The organism is Methanomassiliicoccales archaeon (genome assembly GCA_013415695.1).
Classification (GTDB): Archaea; Thermoplasmatota; Thermoplasmata; order Methanomassiliicoccales; family JAAEEP01; genus JAAEEP01.
Window position 1 is genome coordinate 1 of record JAAEEP010000005.1, and the last position, 17,918, is coordinate 17,918.

Consider the following 17,918-nt stretch of genomic DNA (forward strand, 5'->3'; position numbering starts at 1 on the left):
CGCCTATCACTCCTCAGCGTACTATGCAACGCCTGGGGCACCCACTATGGAAGAGAAGTCCTGGCTTGGGGCGGACCTGATATTCGATCTCGATGCTGACCACATAAGAGGAGCGGGGGGGCTTTCATATCCTGATATGTTAGCCCAGGTGAAGAAGGAGTTCATCAGGCTGGTCGATGACTTCCTTTTGGGTGATCTGGGCTTCGGTGAGTCCGAGTTAAGGCTGGTATTCTCGGGAGGTAGGGGCTATCACGCCCACGTCTCTGCTGAGGAGGTGCTCCAGCTAAGAAGCCACGAAAGGCGGGAGATCGTAGATTACATAACGGGAACTGACCTGGACATTGACTGGGCCTTTGAGGAGAGGGCTTCTTTCGAGAAGCGGTTTGGGGATAGGCAGGTTGTCCAAAAGGCCCGAATTGTGCCTTCCGCTTCCTCGGGGGGATGGCGCCTGAGGATGCGTGAAGGACTTGAGGGCCTCCTTGGTGATCTGAGATCGCTGGATATCGCCGAGATTAAGGAAAGATATCCATCGACGATCGAGGTGTCGGATAACCGATTGGTCAGCTTGGGGGAGGCGGTCCGCTCGAATAAGGGCGGAAAGGATGTTGGAGACCTCATTCTAGAGAAGGGTAACCTGGAGGATCTGGCCCCACGTGATCAGGCTCTTCTTCTTGCACTGGTCGAGCAAGATATCAAAACCGGAATGGCTGGTCAAGTTGACGAGCCCGTGACCAGCGATATCAAGAGACTGATACGTATGCCGGGATCTCTGCATGGGAAGACCTCACTTCGTGTCACTGAGCTCACGAGATCTCAGCTGGAAGGGTTCGATCCACTTAGGGATGCCATCCCTTGGGCATTTTCCGATGATCCCATCACGATATTCATGGATGAGAGACAGGATATCAAGCTGAGAGGGGAGAGGTTCGTTCTCGAGGATGAATGTGAGGTGCCAGCGTATGCTGCTATGTTCTTCCTTTGCAGGAGACAGGCTCGCCTGGAAGGGTGAAAATCCCATTGAGAGATAATTTCTGGCTTGAGAAAAATATCGGAAACTTATTTATGTAACACACCAATCGTTGCCCCTGAGCACATGGTGGAAGGAAAGGATGCCTTGGAAGGCGGATACCGCATGGTGCGTATCCAAAGGACGAAGATCTATCTGTACGCCGTGCAGCTCGTGCTGATACTGGCAATAGCCATCTTTCTATTGAACGTGGAGGGCGGTTTCTCGGTTAAACCATTCTACCTTCCGCTGGATTCATTCATATATTTCGTCATCCTCATGCTCCTTCTAATCAATGTTGAGGGTTGCTTCTTCCGGGGCTTAGAGATGAGGGTCGTCAAAACAGACAGCGCCAAGTATTACATGACGAAGAGGTCGATCCGGCGGAGCCTGGCAATCATAGCGGTCTCCGCAATAGTGATAATCATACTTTGGGTGCCAGTTATCTCTGATGGAGTGGAGTCGGTCCTCAGCGAATCCGGCGAGATCGATGGTGTTCGATCATTCTACAACAAGGACGTTCTTGGACTTACTACTACCAACCGGTTATCCTTCGCCTGCGAGGGCGAAGCATATGTATATGTAGTGACTGAGGAGAACTTCCTCATACATTCAGGCAACATGGATCAGCTTAGATTCTACAGGATCAATAGCGATAATTACATAGTCAATCCATCGACCTCGTTCAATTTCCCTGATTCGGATTACGGCAAGTTCTACATGGTCATCGACTACCGTTTCAGCTCGGTTGATACTGTCCAGTACACGGTGCATCAGACGATATCGACCACCTTCACCACTTACGTTCCCCTGTTCGCGATATTCTTCATCATCGTGAACGTGGGATGGCTCTCTTACCTACTGCCAATGAAGAAGAGGTATTCGACCAAGGCGATCTACAGATAGAGGGCGCAACACTTGTCCCCCAAGACAACCTGATATCCAGCATTCTTGGCCCACTCAACTGTCTTCATTGAAGGGGCAGCTATTCCCTCAACACCGAGTTCCAGAGCCCGCCACTCTAAGGTCCTATCATGCCTGGGCCTCATGCAGCCCAGGAGGATGGGGCAGGACAGCGTTTCCCTGGCTTCGCTGATGAATTTTAGAATCCTTGAGGACGGAGCGTGTGGATGATCCTGGGCAAGGGTGCCCCTGGTTGGTATGAAACCCAGCACGACCAGAGAGGATATATCGAAACCGGAAACGAGTTCGAGGGCTTCTCTCTCCCCCTGAACGGTAGAGAATGGAAGACCGACACAGATGTGAGGGACGACCCTTTCTGCCCCCGATGAACGAAGATGCTCGAGTGTGTCGGCGTACATCTTGGGTTCGAGGTCGAGGTGAAGAAGCCTTCGGATGACTATGGGGTCCTGGATCACGTCCAGGGAGAAGCAGTCGGTGCCTGTACCCACCAACCGCTCGGCGGTTTCCTTGTCGAGAAGGCCGGTGTGGATGTTGATTTCGAGATCGGTGAGGCGCTTCACCTCCCCAATGGCATCGATGAAAGGAGCCAAGGGAATCGACCCATCGGGGAGGCAACCGCCGCTTATGAGAAGGCCTTTGGCCCCCTGGATCTCAAGATCACTCGCCATTCTGATAAGATCCTGGGGTTCGGTCACATGAAGCATTCCTGAAAGGTATCTCCCATCGCAATGGTCACATCCAAGCCAACAATCGTTAGCTGTTATCGAAACAGCAGGAAATACCTTTGCGGAATAGAAGAACGCCGCCTTTCTTGGCATGAATGACCTCCGGGTATAGCATACCAAAAGCTTTATTCGATGCTTTCGCTTCACATCGAGCGGAGATTTGATGAAAGCGTTCAGGGTAATTGGTTCATTCAAGATAGACAAGCGGAAGTGGCAGGATTTCAAGCTAGAGGTCGCCGCTGAAGATGTGGAGGGGGCTACTGACAAGGTGCTCTCCACCCTAGGCAGCCGTCACAGGCTTAACAGGAAAGAAATCCAAATCAAGGACATAGTGGAGATATCTGGAGAAGATATCAGCGACCTGACGGTCAAATACCTAGTGGAGGAGAAGGGATGAACGAGGAAGAACTCCGACAGATGATGGCTACGATGGAATACTATCGGGCTCAGCTAGAGGGGCTGGCGGAGCAGCAGCAGATCATCCAACTCTCCCTAGAGGAGAACATTAGAGCTAGAGAGACTTTGAAACAATACCAATCCGCTGGTGATGGATCTGAGATCCTGGTTCCTGTGGGTGGCAGCTCATTCGTGCATGCTAAAGTGGCATCCAGTGAAAAGGTTCTTGTTGGGCTTGGGAGCGGGGTGACTGTGGAGAAGTCTGCAGAGGAGGCTCAGGACATCGTCGAAGTTCGCATAAGCGAGCTGGCTGAGACCGTCAAGAAGATCTCGGAAAGAAGGGGGTTCCTGGAAGCGGAGCACGCAAAGCTGAACCAGCAGTTCCAGGAGGCCTATCAGAAACTCCAGCAAGGGCCTAAAGGGTAGATATTAGATGTTTGACTCGTTGAAGAAGAAGCTCTCTTTATTCAAGAAGAAGGCGGAGGAGCAGCTCCCCGAGGATGTCGAAATCGAGGAGAAGGAGTCGACTGCGTCTTCCATACCAAAGGTCGGGGAAGGCAAGCCCCCAGAACCCATAAAAGAGAAATCCAGGCGTGGATTTTTCGGGGAAGCGGGCAGAAAGATCAACGAAGAAGCGCTTGATGAGTTGCTCTGGGACCTCGAGGTAGAGCTTATGGAGGCCGATGTTGCTCTCGAGGTGGTCGAGGAGATCAAAAGTGGAGTGAAGAACTCCCTTACTGGATCAAAGATCAGTAAGAAAACCGATCTAGGAGAGGTGGTGACGGATGCCCTCCGCGAGGCTGTTGGGGGGGTTCTGAACCAGAATGAGTTCGATTTCGACGAGTTCGTCTCACACCGGGACAAACCGGTAATAGTAATGTTCGTAGGTATCAACGGTACAGGCAAGACCACGGCCATCGCCAAGGTGGCTAACCGCCTGATTCATCAGGGGACCAGTTGCGTCCTGTCGGCTTCGGATACCTTCAGGGCGGGGGCGATAGAGCAACTGACGATCCACGGCGATAGGTTGGGATGCAAGGTCATCAAACACAAGGCTGGGGGAGACCCGGCCGCGGTGGCCTACGACGCGGTTGAACACGCCAAGGCTCGCAGGAAGGACGTGGTGCTGGTAGACACCGCGGGAAGAATGCAGACCAACATCAACCTCATGGATGAGATGAAGAAGATAAAGAGGGTCGCAAAGCCAGATCTTGTTCTTTTCGTTGGCGATTCGCTCGCGGGCAACGACGCCATAGAACAGGCCAGGGCATTCAATGCTGCCGTTGGTATTGATGCGGTGATCCTAACCAAGATAGACGCTGATTCCAGGGGGGGTGCGGCACTCTCCATCGCATACACGGTAGGAAAACCCCTGGCTTTCCTCTCGACCGGACAGGAGTATGACCAGTTCGTCAAATATGATCCCAAATGGATGATAGAAAGGATCTTTTCCTGAAATATTAGAGATTGGGGGGTCTATCCCCCTTACTGTTTTCACTCTTCTATGCCAAAATCGTTAGGGAAGCACAGGAATGCCAGGACCGTGGCGAAAACCTTTGCGTCATCAACCAAATTGTCAATCCGGCAGAACTCGTCTACGCTGTGTGCCATCTCCTCAACCGTCTGCCAGGAGTAGGCTGGGTACCCTTCCAACCGGAACAGGTTGGCACAGGTGCCGCCTCCGATTCCCCGGGGTTGCGGCTCCACGTTCCTCACTTTCTTGACTGCATCGCTGAGACGCTTCACCGCTTCGGATTCGTGGTCAGATGGCTGCCCAGATCTCGTTTCCTGCTCTATTTCGACGCTAATTTTAGCGCCCGTACGATCTTCGAAGAGGCTTGCCACCTTCTTAATCGATTCCAGCACATCGTCAGGATCGTAATCTGGAATGATTCTGCAGTCAAAGTAGAAAACGTCGTCTCCAGGAATGGTGTTGATGTTTCCAACCGTCTGCAATCTCTTGGTGGGCTCGAACGTGCATCGGGGAGGAATGAACATGTGATCCATTTTCCCGTACTTGTCTTTCAAGTAATCCAACAAGAATACTATGAACTCGGAGCCCACCTTCATCGCGTTTATTCCCTTGGAGGGCATCGAAGCATGGCTCTGCTTCCCCTCAACCGTCACTTTGAGCCACAGAACGGATTTTTCAGCGACCTCGATGACCGAGCCATCAGAAACGCCGAAATCTGGCACATAGATTATATCATCCTTGCTGAAGACCCCTTCTTGAATGAGGAAGTTTATTCCTTTGTCACTTCCCGTTTCCTCGTCGGCCACCATGACAAGGCCATAAGTCATATCCGGGCTCATTTCCATCTCGTTGAGGGCCTTGACAGCGAACATGGATGCGATCAGGGCCTGGCCGTTATCCTCGGCGCCTAGCCCAAAGATCTTGCCGTCCTCCTCTTTGGGAGAGAAGGGTGGGTGGCTCCAGGCATCGAGATCGCCGGGTGGTACCGTGTCCATGTGGGTTACTATCCAAACGGTTCGATTGGATCTACCCCTCCGCCTGGCCACGATGTTCGGCCTAAGCCTGAGGCGGACCCTCTCATCTAGGGCGTCAAGCATCTCGATGTCTTCGAGGCCACAGCGCCCTGCCAGATCTCTCACATAGCGGGCTCTTTCGAACTCTCCGTCCCCACCATTCTCTGGTCCTATTGCTGGGATGCGGAGTAGCTCCTTTAGAGCGTCGGCCATTTCGTCTCTGTAGCCGTCAATAGATGCGATGAGTCCATCAATGGATGGCATATGAATCCCGGTGGAAAAGAGCCTTCTCATAATAAAGGATTTACGCTCGGATTCCATTTTGATAATAATTGATTGAGAATTGTCCAGATGCCCGAAGATGATATTGGGACGATGAGTGGCTGTCTATATTCGTTCCCGATGACATTGGACGGCCTCTCGTCTAAGTCCTCGAGTGTTGGGGATTTGGCCTGACATCCTTGAACCCGCAATCATTGTGTCTCAACATGATCGAATCGTTAGAATGATCTACCCAATCAATTCGGTCATTGGCTGATTCATCAAGATTGGAAGGGGGTTTGGAGGTTAACGCCTCAGGATCATGGAGACGGCGTTCCCGCCGCCAAGACACAGCGTAGCCAGGCCGGTCTCTGCTTTCCTGTGCTTCATGGCATACAGGAGTGTGGTCAGGACCCTTGCACCGCTGCATCCGATTGGATGGCCAAGCGCAACTGCCCCCCCATTCACGTTGAATGCGTCCTCGGGAACGTTCAGCTCCTTCTTGACTGCGACGGAGGCCGTGGCAAAGGCTTCATTGTGCTCGAACAGGTCTATGTCGTCAATTGTCAACCCCGTCTTATCAAGGAGTTTTCGGGTTGTGACGATGGGCGCCTCCATTATCCACTCGGGCTTGGTCCCGCTCGTTGCATATCCAACTATGGTGGCTAAGGGCTCTATTCCATTCGAATCGGCAAACTCTCTGGAGGCGATGACCAGGGCAGAAGCCCCATCGCTAATCTGTGAGGAGTTGCCCGCGGTAACGATCCCGTCTTTCTTGAAGGCTGGCCTCAATCGAGCCAGGGTTTCCATAGTGGTGTCGGGTCTGATGCCCTCATCGACCTTGTGCTCGATTTCCTTCTTCTTTATCTGGATGGTGAGAGGGAGGATCTCTTCCTCGAAACTGCCTTCATCAGTGGCACGCTTAGCCTTCATATGGCTCTGGCAGGCTAGCTCATCGGCTTCCTCCCTTGTCACGTTGTACCTCTCGGCCACTATTTCCCCGGTCAATCCCATGTGAACGTCGTTGAAGATGTCCCATAGACCATCATAGACCATGGAGTCCACCATACTGCCGTCGTTCATCCTCAACCCCCAACGGACGTCCCTCATGAGGTATGGGGCAGCGCTCATGTTCTCCATTCCTCCAGCCACAATGACCTCGTGCTCCTCTGATTTGATGGAGTTGGCGGCCAACATCACGGCCTTCATGCCTGATCCGCAGACCTTGTTAATTGTCGTAGAGCCCATCTCATCCGGAAGACCGGCATATATCGCACACTGCCTTGCAGGGTTCTGGCCAACCCCGGCAGGGAGAACTTGTCCCATGAGGCACTCGTTTATCGCTTGGGGTTCTACATTAGCCCTGGAAACCGCCTCTTTGACTACCTCTGCACCAACCTTGGTGATCGGCATGCCTGTGAGGTTTCCTCCAAATTTGCCAATCGCGGTCCTTACCGCGCTGAGAATGACAACTTCTTTCATATGATCATAACTCCTGTGTTTCGCTCCCTGAGCTCCCTTACAGGCTGTTCGTTGCTAAAACCTGAGTGTATAAAAAATTGTCGGTATCTCTATTCGACTTTGAACGAAGTCCTATGATTTGGTCATTCTCTTCAGGGGTTTACTCAGATGTCTTCTGGCCGATACGGGTGGCTCGTACCAACCTCGTTTCAGATTTCTTTCAACGGGGTGAATCTCAGCTGAGGATTCTCCTGCGCGAGTGCTGCAATGCCTGCACCTGTACCCCTTTCCAGAGCCGATGGACTTCATCCGTCTTCCACAGGACGAGCACCGCGGATTGGAGGTCTTCCGCCACTGAGTGACTGGATCCAACAGCTCAAGCTTCTCGAGGTTGAGGGTTCTCGGCTCCTCCCTCAGCTCTCCCACAACTCTCAGAGAATCGCCTGGAAGGAGGGCTCTGACCACTCCTCTGAAGCGTTTTGTAGGTTCGTAGGCAGCTACTTCCAACGATGCCGTTGAGGTTTCGATGGTCAGAAACGTGTGACCGCCCGGCAGATCTCTTGGTTGACCTATGACCTTACCTATAATCGAGTATGACCGGTTTGGAAGGAGTTCTTTGAATCTATTGATGACGTGATCGTCGGTAGCCTGGTTGGTGAGAAAGAGGAGGTGTCCATCGCCCTCTTCAGAGATCAGACTTCTCTGGGCTTTGAACAGATCATCGGGATTTTCGCCACGTATCCCGTAGAGCACGGGACAAGGTGAATTGGGGCAGATCACTATCTTTCCTTCCTCGTAATCATAGTTGTTGAAGGTAGAGGGAAAAGATTGGTCCATGGATTTGACCGAGTCTTCGTCGATGAACCTCTCCGTCCCCCAGTTATCCCGCTTCCTATAGGCTAGGATCTCATAGGTCCTGTCTCTTGGTCTCCACGACATGGCTGCCGAGGCCCCTATGATTCCTCTGGCGCCATTGAGTCCGCCCCAACTCGCACCGCCGGAGGAGAGTGTTTCCACGACGTCCTCCTTGAGGACGAGACCCCTTACAGCCTGCCAGTACAGTGCTTGCTCGGGTTTGTTGGGTGACACGACTACGCCGGGTGAGGCCCCCTCTGCCACTCTGGACCATTCTTTCACCAGCCCCATCGCCACATTCATCAGCAGATCTCTGTCCGGCGCTTCTTTACTGCGTTCAAAGGCTCGTACCTCCTTCCCGCCGATCTCCCCGATTAGCTGGCTTCGTCCCCCTCCGTGCCCGAAACGAAGGCATATCGCGCCGTTTCCTCGCGTCTTCCAGGGAACCGCTGGGTTGAGTCTTACTAGGCGGGGGTGGCCAATGAGATCAAGGTCAGGTAGAGAGGCGATGAGTTGCCCGGCTAAGAACGTGGTACACATCCAGCTCTTGGAATCCGTATCGTCGATGGCAACGTACATTTAGCCTCTTCGCCAGCTAGACCTCAGAGGTCTTTATATCTTTCCTTCGCCAGGAGTGCGGGGCGAGATCCCTTCGATGAACAGGAATGGGTCGGGATCGAATGACGCTATTGCCCTGATCTCCAGTATGGTCCCTTCCGGGAACGGGGCGGGCATTAAGGTCTTTGGGCAGAAACCCTTTACAGTCATGGATTCGAGATCCATGAGTGTGAGTATCCACCCATTATCAGTCTTTTTCATATCGACCAAAGCGCAGACGACGAGAACTTCTTCTCCGTCGTCCCGCAGGCTCCCGAAATCCGATATTTGCGGAGGTGCGAGATCTGAGGCCAGGAGTAAAAGTGCTATCGAGGTCAGCGAGAGAACGAAGAGTCCTCTTTCTGATGTTTTTCGGGTCCACAGGATGCTGACGGATGAGGGGGTTATTCTATCATGGTACTAATTGCAGCATATCCTTTCTTGTTCCATATACTTCTGTAAAGGTAGAGAAAGATTGAATAGAGACCTTTATCTTGGCCAATTTATGGCGAAGCCTTTCTTGATCGAAAGAGCCCCTGTCGTCTCGGGTCTGTTGTTCATACTGGGTTTGGCTCTGACCCTGGTTGGAATAGCTGGTACGTTCAGTCCCGACCTGATTGATTTGGGGGGAGCGGATCTGGTCGTGCTCATAGCTGGAATCCTGTGTCTTCTAATCGGGCTAATCTGGATAGTGACCTTTCAGTCGAGGGTCAGAAAATTCTACAACCTGCTTTCCGAGAACAAGAAAGCCGTCTTCATCAAGAACCTCGACGAAGTCGAGTATGTGGCTTGGAGATTGCCCGTTCGTTACGAAGAGGAACTTAATGAGAAGAAGAGGAAGTTAGGGATCAAGTAGGGGGGACCCCTTCATTTCCTGTGGAAATTAAAATCGGGGGTAGCGCGGGAGTCGAAAATGTTCTTATGAGATCTTTTAACTGGGGAATGGTCGTTCATCCAGTTCGTTTTGGTGAGTGTTTTCTCTGTGATAGATGGAGGTTATGTGACCGTCAAGGGCAATGATGGACCTTGATATCCTCTCCAGATCTTTATCCCTACATTCAAGGGATATGTTGATGTCTGTGTCATATTTGATGCCGATCACGTCAGATACGTCGTAAAGATGGGAAACGAAGGGTTGCGAATCAGATGTATTGGGTATTGAGAAATTCATTATACATCCATATCTAAAGAAGTCAACAACACTCTCCAGTAGAGTGTCCACGCCTTGGTTGAGCATGAGGGATATTGATAGTGTCCCTGCTTCCGGTAACAGTTCTCTTAATCTCTTTAACTTACCATCCACTCCATCGGGATCTAGGTCTGTCTTGTTTAAAACAATTATGATATTGTCAGGTGATATTTCTGGTAGAAGTATCTTTCTTGAAGTTTCAAGTTTTTTCTGGATGGTATCGACAGAATCCGATGAATCGATGACCAGGAGTATGAGATCAGATAGATACAGATCCTCTATGGTGGTCATGAAAGATTCTATCATGAAGTAGGGTAAATCCTGAATGAACCCTATCGTATCGGAGATCAGTATCCCTTTTTTTACATCACTCAATCTTCTTGTGGTGGTAGAGAGAGTGGAGAACATGCGATCCTCGACCACAACTCTCTCACCAGTAAGTCTGTTGAGGAGAGAAGACTTCCCAGCGTTCGTATAGCCTGCAATGCCAACTAGGAAGAATCCTTTACTTCTTCTATGCTTTCTTCTAATATCCTCTTCAAGATTTATAGTACTTAATTCCTCACTTATTTTTCTTATCCTCCTCTTCACAAGATCATAATAAACATCGATCTGATACTCACCGCTTCCCAGAAAACCCGGGTGTTCTCCCATTTTTGCACTGTGTATCCATTCTCTGAGGAGGGGGATCTCGTACTCTAAACGAGCCTTCTCAACCTGCAATCTCGCTTTCTTATCCCTAGCTTTCTCAGCAAATATGAGAAGTACCAAACCGATTCTATCCAGACACTCGATTTTTAGAGAGTTCTCGAGATTGAAATGTTGCTTCGGCCTCAGATTTCCATTGATCAAGACAACATCAACCGGATGGACTAGCAACAAACTCTTAAGACTGTTGAACTTGCCCTTTCCCAAGAACGTGGGAGAGTTACCATCAGACTTTCTCTGTATGACTTCGAATATTACTTCGAACCCTGCGGATTCGGCCAACATTTCCAACTCAAAAACATCCTCAGTCAAAGTAATGATTGCCGCTGAACGCCTCTGCTTCGATTGCCCCATCTTACTTGATATCGAGTTCATAGTAATCTGTCACGGGATTCAGCGTTCTACCTATCCAAATATCATCAGGTATCTTGGATATCAAGATTTCATTTAGGTTGGTTACAGTTCCCCCAAAAAGATGTCCTCCAACCACTTCGTATTTCCTGCTAGCAAGAGATGCATGGAGGTGTATGGGAACCTCAGCGTCAAGCGTGACGGTCCCAGTCAACGATAGGAGCTCGTACGGCTCCTCGAATAGTCTCTTTAAATATCCCTCTCTGGTGTAATACCCAAGGGTAAAATCACGAAGTATACCTATCCCCGAATGGATCCACCCCATTCTGATGCCGTCCCTTCCACAAATACTCAAGAGACTTTCGTGGACGTCCTCCCCATCATCCAATTTTATTATCATCACGTTCTCAGCGGTCTTGTGTTTCATGTAATCCAACGTTCTATCTGACAATCATTATTTCAAGGTTAGTGAACAATGCAAAAACGCTCGCCACAGGCGTGTTTGAGTTTCCACAGGAAATAAAGGGGTGGGTCTTCGAATTCTGGGTTACCCCTGTTAACCACAAAGGATGAACCTCTTTAAAGCCCCCCTCGTCGATAAAAGTAAAGTACATCTATCCGCTTTCCCATTTTGACTTGGAGACGGGATACCTCGTTTTTCCACAGGAAATAAAGGGGTGGGACTCCTTTTAGACACCGACTCAACTCAAATGGGGGAGAGTATCTGGAGAACAACATATTCACTCAGCACCTCAGGGCCAACAGCATTTTCAGGAGGAACAGGGAGATCCTGAGACCATCGTACATACCAGACGAGCTCCCTCATAGACAGCATGAAATAGACCAGCTCGCCTCAGTCCTGGTAACCGCCCTGAAAGGGGAGCGACCATCCAATATACTGATTTTCGGAAAGACTGGCACCGGAAAGACAGCATCAGTGAAGTTTCTCGGGAACGAGATCCACAAGGCAGACTCGGATTTCAAACGTGTTACCTTCATCTACATGAACTGCGAGGTGGTCGATACCCAGTACGGAATTCTGCAGAACATTGGTAACAGGTTCATTGGGGATTTCGACGAAAGAATCCCCTTTACTGGATGGAGCACAGAAAGGGTCTACAACATCCTGAGGGAGAAAATAGACGAAGAGAGCAAGATCGCAATCATCGTTCTGGACGAGATCGACAAACTCGTTTACAAGAGTGGTGACGACGTCTTGTATCACCTCTCCAAGATCAATGACGACCTAAAGAACGCAAAAGTGTCGTTAATTGGCATATCTAACGATCTCAAGTTCACCGAATTCCTTGATCCAAGGGTAAGGAGCAGGTTGGGCGAGGAGAAGATGGTGTTTCCACCCTATAATGCGGAGCAGCTGAAAGACATTCTTCATCAGAGGGCCGAGCTGGCCTTCTTCAATGACGCCGTAGACTCAGGGGTAATTCCACTATGTGCCGCGCTAGCCGCCCAGGAGCACGGAGACGCAAGGAGAGCCCTTGATCTACTGCGTGTTGCGGCGGAGATAGCGGAGAGGGTCAGCGACGAGCGGATCACCGAGGCTCACGTTTACAAGGCAAAGAACAAAATCGAGCTCGATTGCGTGACCGAGACGGTTCGGACGCTACCGGCGCAATCCAAACTGGTCCTTTATGCGATAATCACGAACGAGGAACGCGGCACCAACCGCCAGACAACGGGGGAGGTCTATCAGACCTACAAGGATCTTGCCAGAATGGCCGGAGTGAGTGTGATAACCCAGAGACGGGTCGCCGATCTGATATCAGAGCTCGACATGCTGGGAATAATTCACGCAAGGGTGAAATCCTTCGGCAGGGGAGGCCGAACGAGGGAGATAGAGTGCAGCGTCTCCACAGCCGATACCAAGAGGATCCTGGAGGAGGATGAGATGTTACACGATCTGAAGAAATACAAGCCCAAGACTCAGACAACCCTCATCTGATCTTCTTCTTTGGCCCCTTCTTCTCGGGCTCGCAGGCAACATCCGAAAGACACTCATCTTTTTCTTTGCTGGAACGCCTCAGACCGAACCTCTTGGTCCACGCCCAGATGTCCACCCCCCTGTGCTTCATTATGACCGTCGTCACATCGAGCACTATCGGCACTCCTATGATTATCCCCAAAGTTAGCCAAAGGTTCGTGACACTATTCTGAGGAACGTTATCTGGGGCTTCGCCGGTCACCCAAAGCTTGAACAGGCCGAACCATGGAAGCTCCCCCCTTGCCGCGCCCAATACCCAGTTGTATTGTATGGGCTCCCTGCAAATGGCCAGCTGATCATAAAGACCCACCAGCTCACCCCCCTGGTAGGCCATGTTGTGGTCCCCCATGGTAATAAAACCGCTGTGAGGGACACGCCCTCTGCCATGGAAATAATTGATCAAAGCACCAAGATCCAAATGGATCGTGACCTCCATGTATCCTATGTCATATATCTCCACTATGCCATCAAGGTTCCACCAGACCTGCTGGCTGGATCCAAGCACATTCCACTGATCCGCGGGTATGTCCGCCAGTTCTGGAACATCGAAACCGCCTCCGGTGGTGTTGTACTCCACTCTGCACATGGTCCTATGGATGATCGATTTGTAGTTGGGGTTACCGTATCGTTGATAAATGATGACGTCACCATATTCCCCATAGGTCTGGTACCCAATTTCTTGGCCCTGAAGGTAGGTAATGACGGTAGCGGGGTCCTTTTCCTTGACCAAGACCAAGTCTCCTGTGTCAATTATGCCGATGAAGCTCCTATCGCTGGAGTGTTGCATGCTGTCGGATTCCACCACGACCATCGGGGGCCATTTCCCAGTGTAGGCATAGAGAGAAGCCATGATGATAACGACCACAACAACGGCCACTATCACGCCCTTGATGGCACCAGGGATGCCCTTAGATCTCCTGTCCTCTTGGGGCACGGGGCTTCAAACGTATTTTCATTATTTATATTTGTAGTAATGGCGCTAACTTGGTCAGGCACTGTTCATTGCCCTCAAGGAAAAAAGCGAAATACCCTGGAGAAGTTGACTTGTTAGATGGAAAGACCTGACAACGACACGTACTTCATGATGATGGCCGAATTAGTATCCAAGAGGTCGACTTGCCTCAGACGTCAGGTGGGGGCTGTCATCGTCAAGGAGAAGCGAGTGCTCAGCACTGGTTACAACGGTGCACCCAAAGGGATTAAACACTGCGCCGAGGTTGGATGCGTCAGGGAGAAGAACAACGTCGAGTCCGGTACCAGGCACGAGCTGTGTAGAGGTGTGCATGCCGAGCAGAACGCGGTCATCCAGGCAGCTTATTTCGGGGTGTCTATTAAGGATAGTAAAATCTACACCACGGCATTCCCCTGCGTTCTATGCGCCAAGATCCTGGTGAACGCCGGGATCAGGGAGGTCGTGTATATGGACGATTATGTGGACAACCTCTCGAAGAGCATTCTAGACGAAAGCAAAGTCAAGGTCAGGCGCTTCGATATGCACCCAAGTAGGTAAATCATTGGGATATTCGTAGGTAGGAACACCCAATCAACGGGCAAATCGAGGATGTCCCCTACATATGATGCATCAAACTACGATTTACATCTTTAAAGAGAATTTTCGACAAGAAAAACATGATAAACGGCATTTAGAAGAGCAGCTCCCTCTAGTTCTAGCTAACCGACTGGACAAAGCATCAAAAATTCGACTGATGTCGATTTCTTTCGGCTACGACATTCGCACTTTGGGAAATACTATAAGTATCATGAGCCTATTTCCCCCGAAATCTTACGGGGAGAGGCACTTGAGTCGGGCTGATATACTCCTTAAAATAAAAAACGCCGAACAGGATGCCCAGCAGATACTTTTTGAAGCTCAGGAGAAGCAGAAAAACATCGTCTCCTCAGCTCGAAAGGAAGCCGTTGATATGGTGCAAAAGGCTGAGGCAAAGCTTCGAGAAGAACATAGTTCTGCCCTTTCTTCAGAAAGAGACCGCGTTGCCGGTCTCCGGAACGAGCTTTTAAAGAAGGGAAAGGAAGAAGCGGCGGCGATAGACAAGAGATCTAGCGAACTCGTCAAGAAGGCTAAAATCCACCTTAAATCACTGTTCGAGAGGACAATAGATGCTACTTCCTGAGTCAATGACAAAGATTCTCATCGTAGGCTCGAAGGAACAACTCGAGAGGACAATAGAGCTCCTCTACGATATGGAATCTGTTCACCTCGTCGATTTTTCCTCAGAGGAAGAGGGAATGAGCCTGGGGGCGCCCCTAAAACAGGCGTCATCAGCGTCCCAGAAGCTCCTCAAGCTCAGGGCGGTTGAGAAAGACCTTGAGATCGAGGAAGGGTCAGTAGAAGAGAAAGTGACCGCTGAGAGGATTCGGAAGGAGTTCGACGAAGCCCTGACCGCCCTTCAGATAGAGACGGCCGGCGTGGCAGACTCCAAGAACAAGATCCAGCAGCGGCTCAGTGAGCTTGATTCCAAGAAGAAGGAGCTTGAACTCTTCCGAGGGCTGCCCCTGGACCTTGACCTCTACAAGGGTTACGAGAGCATCACCGTCTTCGTTGGACCGGTGAGGGCGGATCCAGAGGGTGTTTTGAGAGAGTCGCTGGAGAACTTCGAGCTTTTCAAGAGCGCAGGTGCCAAGCACGTTGCGCTGTTCGTAGATAACAAGGAGGCAACCGAGGCTCAGAGGCTCCTGGTCCAGAACGGTTACTCCGAGGTCGCCATTCCCGAGGGTGAGGGCAACCCAGAGGACATCATCAACACAATAGAAAAGGAGGAGGCCCAGCTCAATGAAAAACTCGAAGAGGTCTCCGGCGTTCTTGAGAAACTGAGGGATAAGCACATTTCCTTCGTGCTGGCGGCCGATGAGGAGCTGAGCATCGAGGTCGAGAAGGCGGAAACACCCCTCCGCTTCGGAGCGACCGAACACGCCTTCGTGATCGACGCATGGGTCCCGACCAAGAAAGTCAAGTTCATAGAGAAATCACTAAATGATGGGGTAGGCGGCGACATCCACCTGGAGATCCTGAAGGAACAGGATCGAAAGGGAGAGGAGGAAGCCGAGCACAAGGGTGAGGAAGACCCTGACAATGTGCCGGTAGACTTCGATAACGGAAAGACGGTCAGCAGGTTCCAATTCCTCATCGAGCTGGTCTCGATGCCCAAGTACAACGAGGCCGATCCTACCTGGCTTGTTTCAATATTCTTCCCACTATTCTTCGGCTTCATGGTCGGAGATGTGGCTTACGGTCTTTCTTTCCTTATACTAGGATGGCTAGGACTGAAGAAGTGCACCACTCCTGAGTGGCGCACGATCTCGACCATGCTCTTCTACGGAGGTATTTGGGCCACCATCATTGGTCTTTTCTTCTTCGGAGAAGCGCTGGGTATGCACTTTGCCCCGACCGGACACGAAGGGGATATAACTTGGACAGCGCTCTTCCACCAGATGGGCATTGAATTCGAGTTCCCCCACCATATTGACCTCGGGTTCACGGCCATACCCCTGGGGATATACAGCAAGCTGCACGATGTGAAGATATTGCTGTACATCAGTCTGTGGATTGGCGTCGCCCACTTGTTCGTGGGTTTCGTCATGGGCGCGGCCAACGTGGCTATGAGACATGGTGCCAAGGAGGCTTTGTTCGAGAAAGGGAGCTGGATGCTCATACTCATCGGTGGTGTGATGTTCGGCCTGGAGATGATAAACATCCTGATTCTTGGTCAGGATTTCGTCCTGGGTCCGATATTCATCGGCGGCATCGCCCTCATCATAGTGGGCACAATACTCGCCGTAAAAGCCGAGGGAGGGGCTGCAATACTTGAGCTGCCCGAGCTCATGAGCAACATCTTCTCCTACACTCGTCTTACCGCCATTGGCATGTCCAAGGCGGGTATGGCGCTGGCCTTCAATACCATCGCCATCGTGCTGATTGCCCCCGGTGGGGGAATCATGATCGTATTCGCCCTCTTGATCTTCATAATAGGACATCTGATGATCTTCATCTTGGCGATACTCTCGGCAGGACTGCACGGCATCAGGTTGCAGTATGTCGAGTTCTTCACCAAGTTCTTTGAGGGCGGCGGGTCGAAGTTCAACCCGCTCAAAATCGTTAGGAAGTACACAACGGAGGTGTGAAGAAATGGCAATAGAGGCAGGGCTAATCGCTCTGGGTGCAGGACTCGCAGTAGGTCTAGGTGCCCTTGGCTCCGGTATCGCGGAGAAGGACATCGGTTCCGCTGCTATCGGCGCTATGGCCGAGAACGAGAAGCTGTTCGGTAAGGGTCTGATCCTTACTGTGATTCCGGAGACCATCGTCATCTTCGGTATGATCATCGCTATCCTGCTCTGGACGACTATCGGTACAGCGTAAGCTGATTTGAACGGGGCCGTTTCATGGCGCTAGACAAAGTAGTTAAGGATATCATAGACAGCGCCAGGCGGGAGGCTGGCGCGCTCATCGAGCGCGCCGAGGAAGAGAAGAAAGCGATCCTCGGGGAATCTGAAGAGCAGATCTCCAAGATGCGCAAAGCGCAGGAGAAGGAGCTCGAAGACACCCTCAAACGCCTTCGCCGGCAAGAAATATCAAGTGCCGAGCTTGAGGCAAAGAAGATCGTGCTGAACAAGAAGAAGGAGATCCTAGATCGCACCTTCGAGGAGGCCTTGAGTGAGCTCTCGGCCATGCCCTCCAATGACAAGACACGGGTGTACCGGAAGTGCATCGACGCTGCTAAGACAGTCATTCCCAGACCGAATGTCTACTGTCCTAGAGGAGATTCAGCACTGCTGAATGGCGTCCAGGGACTGGGTACCATCAACGAAACGGACATCGAGGCCGGACTCATACTCGAGAACGAGGATGGGTCTGTACGTCTAGACTACCGTTTCAGAAACATATTGGAAGGCATATGGGAGCAAGAACTCAAAGAGGTCTCAGAGATCCTGTTTGGGTGAGAA

The 17,918-nt window shown here is 51.1% G+C and carries 20 protein-coding genes; 12 read left to right on the forward strand and 8 right to left on the reverse strand.

What is annotated here, in order from left to right; translation table 11 throughout:
- Positions 1-46: 46 nt before the first annotated feature.
- Positions 47-1,009: a DNA primase catalytic subunit PriS gene (locus tag GKC03_03460; protein NYT11592.1), complete on the forward strand. Its 963-nt coding sequence runs from the start codon at positions 47-49 to the stop codon at positions 1,007-1,009.
- A gap of 84 nt (positions 1,010-1,093) precedes the next feature.
- Positions 1,094-1,912, forward strand: coding sequence for a hypothetical protein (locus GKC03_03465; GenBank protein NYT11593.1), 819 nt, complete (start codon positions 1,094-1,096; stop codon positions 1,910-1,912).
- Here the strand turns inward: GKC03_03465 and GKC03_03470 are convergent.
- Positions 1,903-2,748: a radical SAM protein gene (locus GKC03_03470; GenBank protein NYT11594.1), complete on the reverse strand. Its 846-nt coding sequence runs from the start codon at positions 2,746-2,748 to the stop codon at positions 1,903-1,905. The genes GKC03_03465 and GKC03_03470 overlap by 10 nt on opposite strands.
- 70 nt (positions 2,749-2,818) lie before the next feature.
- Between GKC03_03470 and GKC03_03475 the strand changes: the two genes are divergently transcribed.
- The 3 genes from GKC03_03475 to ftsY are packed head-to-tail and all read left to right on the forward strand — an operon-like array spanning position 2,819 to position 4,507.
- Positions 2,819-3,052: a 50S ribosomal protein LX gene (locus GKC03_03475; protein NYT11595.1), complete on the forward strand. Its 234-nt coding sequence runs from the start codon at positions 2,819-2,821 to the stop codon at positions 3,050-3,052.
- Positions 3,049-3,477: a prefoldin subunit alpha gene (gene pfdA, locus GKC03_03480; GenBank protein NYT11596.1), complete on the forward strand. Its 429-nt coding sequence runs from the start codon at positions 3,049-3,051 to the stop codon at positions 3,475-3,477. The genes GKC03_03475 and pfdA overlap by 4 nt, the downstream gene beginning before the upstream one ends.
- A 7-nt stretch (positions 3,478-3,484) precedes the next feature.
- On the forward strand, positions 3,485-4,507 hold the full coding sequence (gene ftsY, locus GKC03_03485) for a signal recognition particle-docking protein FtsY (GenBank protein NYT11597.1): 1,023 nt from the start codon (positions 3,485-3,487) through the stop codon (positions 4,505-4,507).
- Between the two features lie 38 nt (positions 4,508-4,545).
- On the opposite strand, the gene GKC03_03490 is transcribed toward ftsY, so the two are convergent.
- From GKC03_03490 to GKC03_03505, 4 genes are all read right to left on the reverse strand, one after another.
- Positions 4,546-5,802, reverse strand: coding sequence for a M20 family metallo-hydrolase (locus tag GKC03_03490; protein ID NYT11598.1), 1,257 nt, complete (start codon positions 5,800-5,802; stop codon positions 4,546-4,548).
- A gap of 303 nt (positions 5,803-6,105) precedes the next feature.
- Complete coding sequence (locus GKC03_03495; GenBank protein ID NYT11599.1) at positions 6,106-7,281, reverse strand: acetyl-CoA C-acetyltransferase; 1,176 nt, start codon at positions 7,279-7,281, stop codon at positions 6,106-6,108.
- A 111-nt stretch (positions 7,282-7,392) separates the two neighbouring features.
- Complete coding sequence (locus GKC03_03500; protein NYT11600.1) at positions 7,393-8,694, reverse strand: DUF1743 domain-containing protein; 1,302 nt, start codon at positions 8,692-8,694, stop codon at positions 7,393-7,395.
- A 33-nt stretch (positions 8,695-8,727) separates the two neighbouring features.
- The gene (locus GKC03_03505; GenBank protein ID NYT11601.1) at positions 8,728-8,934 is read right to left on the reverse strand and encodes a hypothetical protein; all 207 of its coding nucleotides are present in this window, start codon (positions 8,932-8,934) and stop codon (positions 8,728-8,730) included.
- A gap of 283 nt (positions 8,935-9,217) precedes the next feature.
- Here GKC03_03505 and GKC03_03510 point away from each other — a divergent pair, with 283 nt between their 5' ends.
- Positions 9,218-9,568, forward strand: a complete 351-nt coding sequence (locus GKC03_03510) for a DUF3198 domain-containing protein (GenBank protein ID NYT11602.1) — start codon at positions 9,218-9,220, stop codon at positions 9,566-9,568.
- Positions 9,569-9,643: 75 nt separating this feature from the next.
- On the opposite strand, the gene hflX is transcribed toward GKC03_03510, so the two are convergent.
- Together hflX and GKC03_03520 are read right to left on the reverse strand one after the other, a co-directional pair.
- Positions 9,644-10,921 (reverse strand): GTPase HflX, encoded by a 1,278-nt coding sequence (gene hflX, locus GKC03_03515; protein ID NYT11603.1) that lies wholly within the window; start codon positions 10,919-10,921, stop codon positions 9,644-9,646.
- 43 nt (positions 10,922-10,964) lie between these two features.
- Positions 10,965-11,387: a DNA-binding protein gene (locus GKC03_03520; GenBank protein ID NYT11604.1), complete on the reverse strand. Its 423-nt coding sequence runs from the start codon at positions 11,385-11,387 to the stop codon at positions 10,965-10,967.
- A 297-nt stretch (positions 11,388-11,684) separates the two neighbouring features.
- On the opposite strand from GKC03_03520, the gene GKC03_03525 reads away from it, so the two are divergent.
- Positions 11,685-12,920 (forward strand): ORC1-type DNA replication protein, encoded by a 1,236-nt coding sequence (locus GKC03_03525; GenBank protein ID NYT11605.1) that lies wholly within the window; start codon positions 11,685-11,687, stop codon positions 12,918-12,920.
- On the opposite strand, the gene GKC03_03530 is transcribed toward GKC03_03525, so the two are convergent.
- Complete coding sequence (locus tag GKC03_03530) at positions 12,913-13,893, reverse strand: S26 family signal peptidase (protein NYT11606.1); 981 nt, start codon at positions 13,891-13,893, stop codon at positions 12,913-12,915. The two genes, GKC03_03525 and GKC03_03530, sit on opposite strands and share 8 nt — an antisense overlap.
- A gap of 117 nt (positions 13,894-14,010) precedes the next feature.
- On the opposite strand from GKC03_03530, the gene GKC03_03535 reads away from it, so the two are divergent.
- The 5 genes from GKC03_03535 to GKC03_03555 all read left to right on the forward strand — a co-directional run bounded on the left by GKC03_03535 (position 14,011) and on the right by GKC03_03555 (position 17,915).
- A complete protein-coding gene (locus GKC03_03535; protein NYT11607.1) occupies positions 14,011-14,469 on the forward strand; it encodes a cytidine deaminase in 459 nt (152 codons plus the stop codon).
- A 289-nt stretch (positions 14,470-14,758) separates the two neighbouring features.
- Positions 14,759-15,091, forward strand: a complete 333-nt coding sequence (locus tag GKC03_03540) for a hypothetical protein (protein NYT11608.1) — start codon at positions 14,759-14,761, stop codon at positions 15,089-15,091.
- On the forward strand, positions 15,078-17,099 hold the full coding sequence (locus GKC03_03545) for a V-type ATP synthase subunit I (protein NYT11609.1): 2,022 nt from the start codon (positions 15,078-15,080) through the stop codon (positions 17,097-17,099). Before GKC03_03540 ends, GKC03_03545 begins: the two co-directional genes overlap by 14 nt.
- 4 nt (positions 17,100-17,103) lie before the next feature.
- Positions 17,104-17,334, forward strand: a complete 231-nt coding sequence (locus GKC03_03550) for a V-type ATP synthase subunit K (GenBank protein ID NYT11610.1) — start codon at positions 17,104-17,106, stop codon at positions 17,332-17,334.
- A 23-nt stretch (positions 17,335-17,357) separates the two neighbouring features.
- Positions 17,358-17,915, forward strand: coding sequence for a hypothetical protein (locus tag GKC03_03555; protein NYT11611.1), 558 nt, complete (start codon positions 17,358-17,360; stop codon positions 17,913-17,915).
- The last annotated feature ends 3 nt before the right edge of the window (positions 17,916-17,918 follow it).

Bases quoted from the DNA above. Each gene is read 5' to 3' on its own strand.
- GKC03_03460 (NYT11592.1), top strand. From the start codon at position 47: ATGGAAGAGAAGTCCTGGCTTGGGGCGGACCTGATATTCGATCTCGAT.
- GKC03_03465 (NYT11593.1), top strand. From the start codon at position 1,094: ATGGTGGAAGGAAAGGATGCCTTGGAAGGCGGATACCGCATGGTGCGT.
- GKC03_03470 (NYT11594.1), bottom strand. From the start codon at position 2,748: ATGCCAAGAAAGGCGGCGTTCTTCTATTCCGCAAAGGTATTTCCTGCT.
- GKC03_03475 (NYT11595.1), top strand. From the start codon at position 2,819: ATGAAAGCGTTCAGGGTAATTGGTTCATTCAAGATAGACAAGCGGAAG.
- pfdA (NYT11596.1), top strand. From the start codon at position 3,049: ATGAACGAGGAAGAACTCCGACAGATGATGGCTACGATGGAATACTAT.
- ftsY (NYT11597.1), top strand. From the start codon at position 3,485: ATGTTTGACTCGTTGAAGAAGAAGCTCTCTTTATTCAAGAAGAAGGCG.
- GKC03_03490 (NYT11598.1), bottom strand. From the start codon at position 5,802: ATGCCATCCATTGATGGACTCATCGCATCTATTGACGGCTACAGAGAC.
- GKC03_03495 (NYT11599.1), bottom strand. From the start codon at position 7,281: ATGAAAGAAGTTGTCATTCTCAGCGCGGTAAGGACCGCGATTGGCAAA.
- GKC03_03500 (NYT11600.1), bottom strand. From the start codon at position 8,694: ATGTACGTTGCCATCGACGATACGGATTCCAAGAGCTGGATGTGTACC.
- GKC03_03505 (NYT11601.1), bottom strand. From the start codon at position 8,934: ATGAAAAAGACTGATAATGGGTGGATACTCACACTCATGGATCTCGAA.
- GKC03_03510 (NYT11602.1), top strand. From the start codon at position 9,218: ATGGCGAAGCCTTTCTTGATCGAAAGAGCCCCTGTCGTCTCGGGTCTG.
- GKC03_03520 (NYT11604.1), bottom strand. From the start codon at position 11,387: ATGAAACACAAGACCGCTGAGAACGTGATGATAATAAAATTGGATGAT.
- GKC03_03535 (NYT11607.1), top strand. From the start codon at position 14,011: ATGGAAAGACCTGACAACGACACGTACTTCATGATGATGGCCGAATTA.
- GKC03_03545 (NYT11609.1), top strand. From the start codon at position 15,078: ATGCTACTTCCTGAGTCAATGACAAAGATTCTCATCGTAGGCTCGAAG.
- GKC03_03550 (NYT11610.1), top strand. From the start codon at position 17,104: ATGGCAATAGAGGCAGGGCTAATCGCTCTGGGTGCAGGACTCGCAGTA.
- GKC03_03555 (NYT11611.1), top strand. From the start codon at position 17,358: ATGGCGCTAGACAAAGTAGTTAAGGATATCATAGACAGCGCCAGGCGG.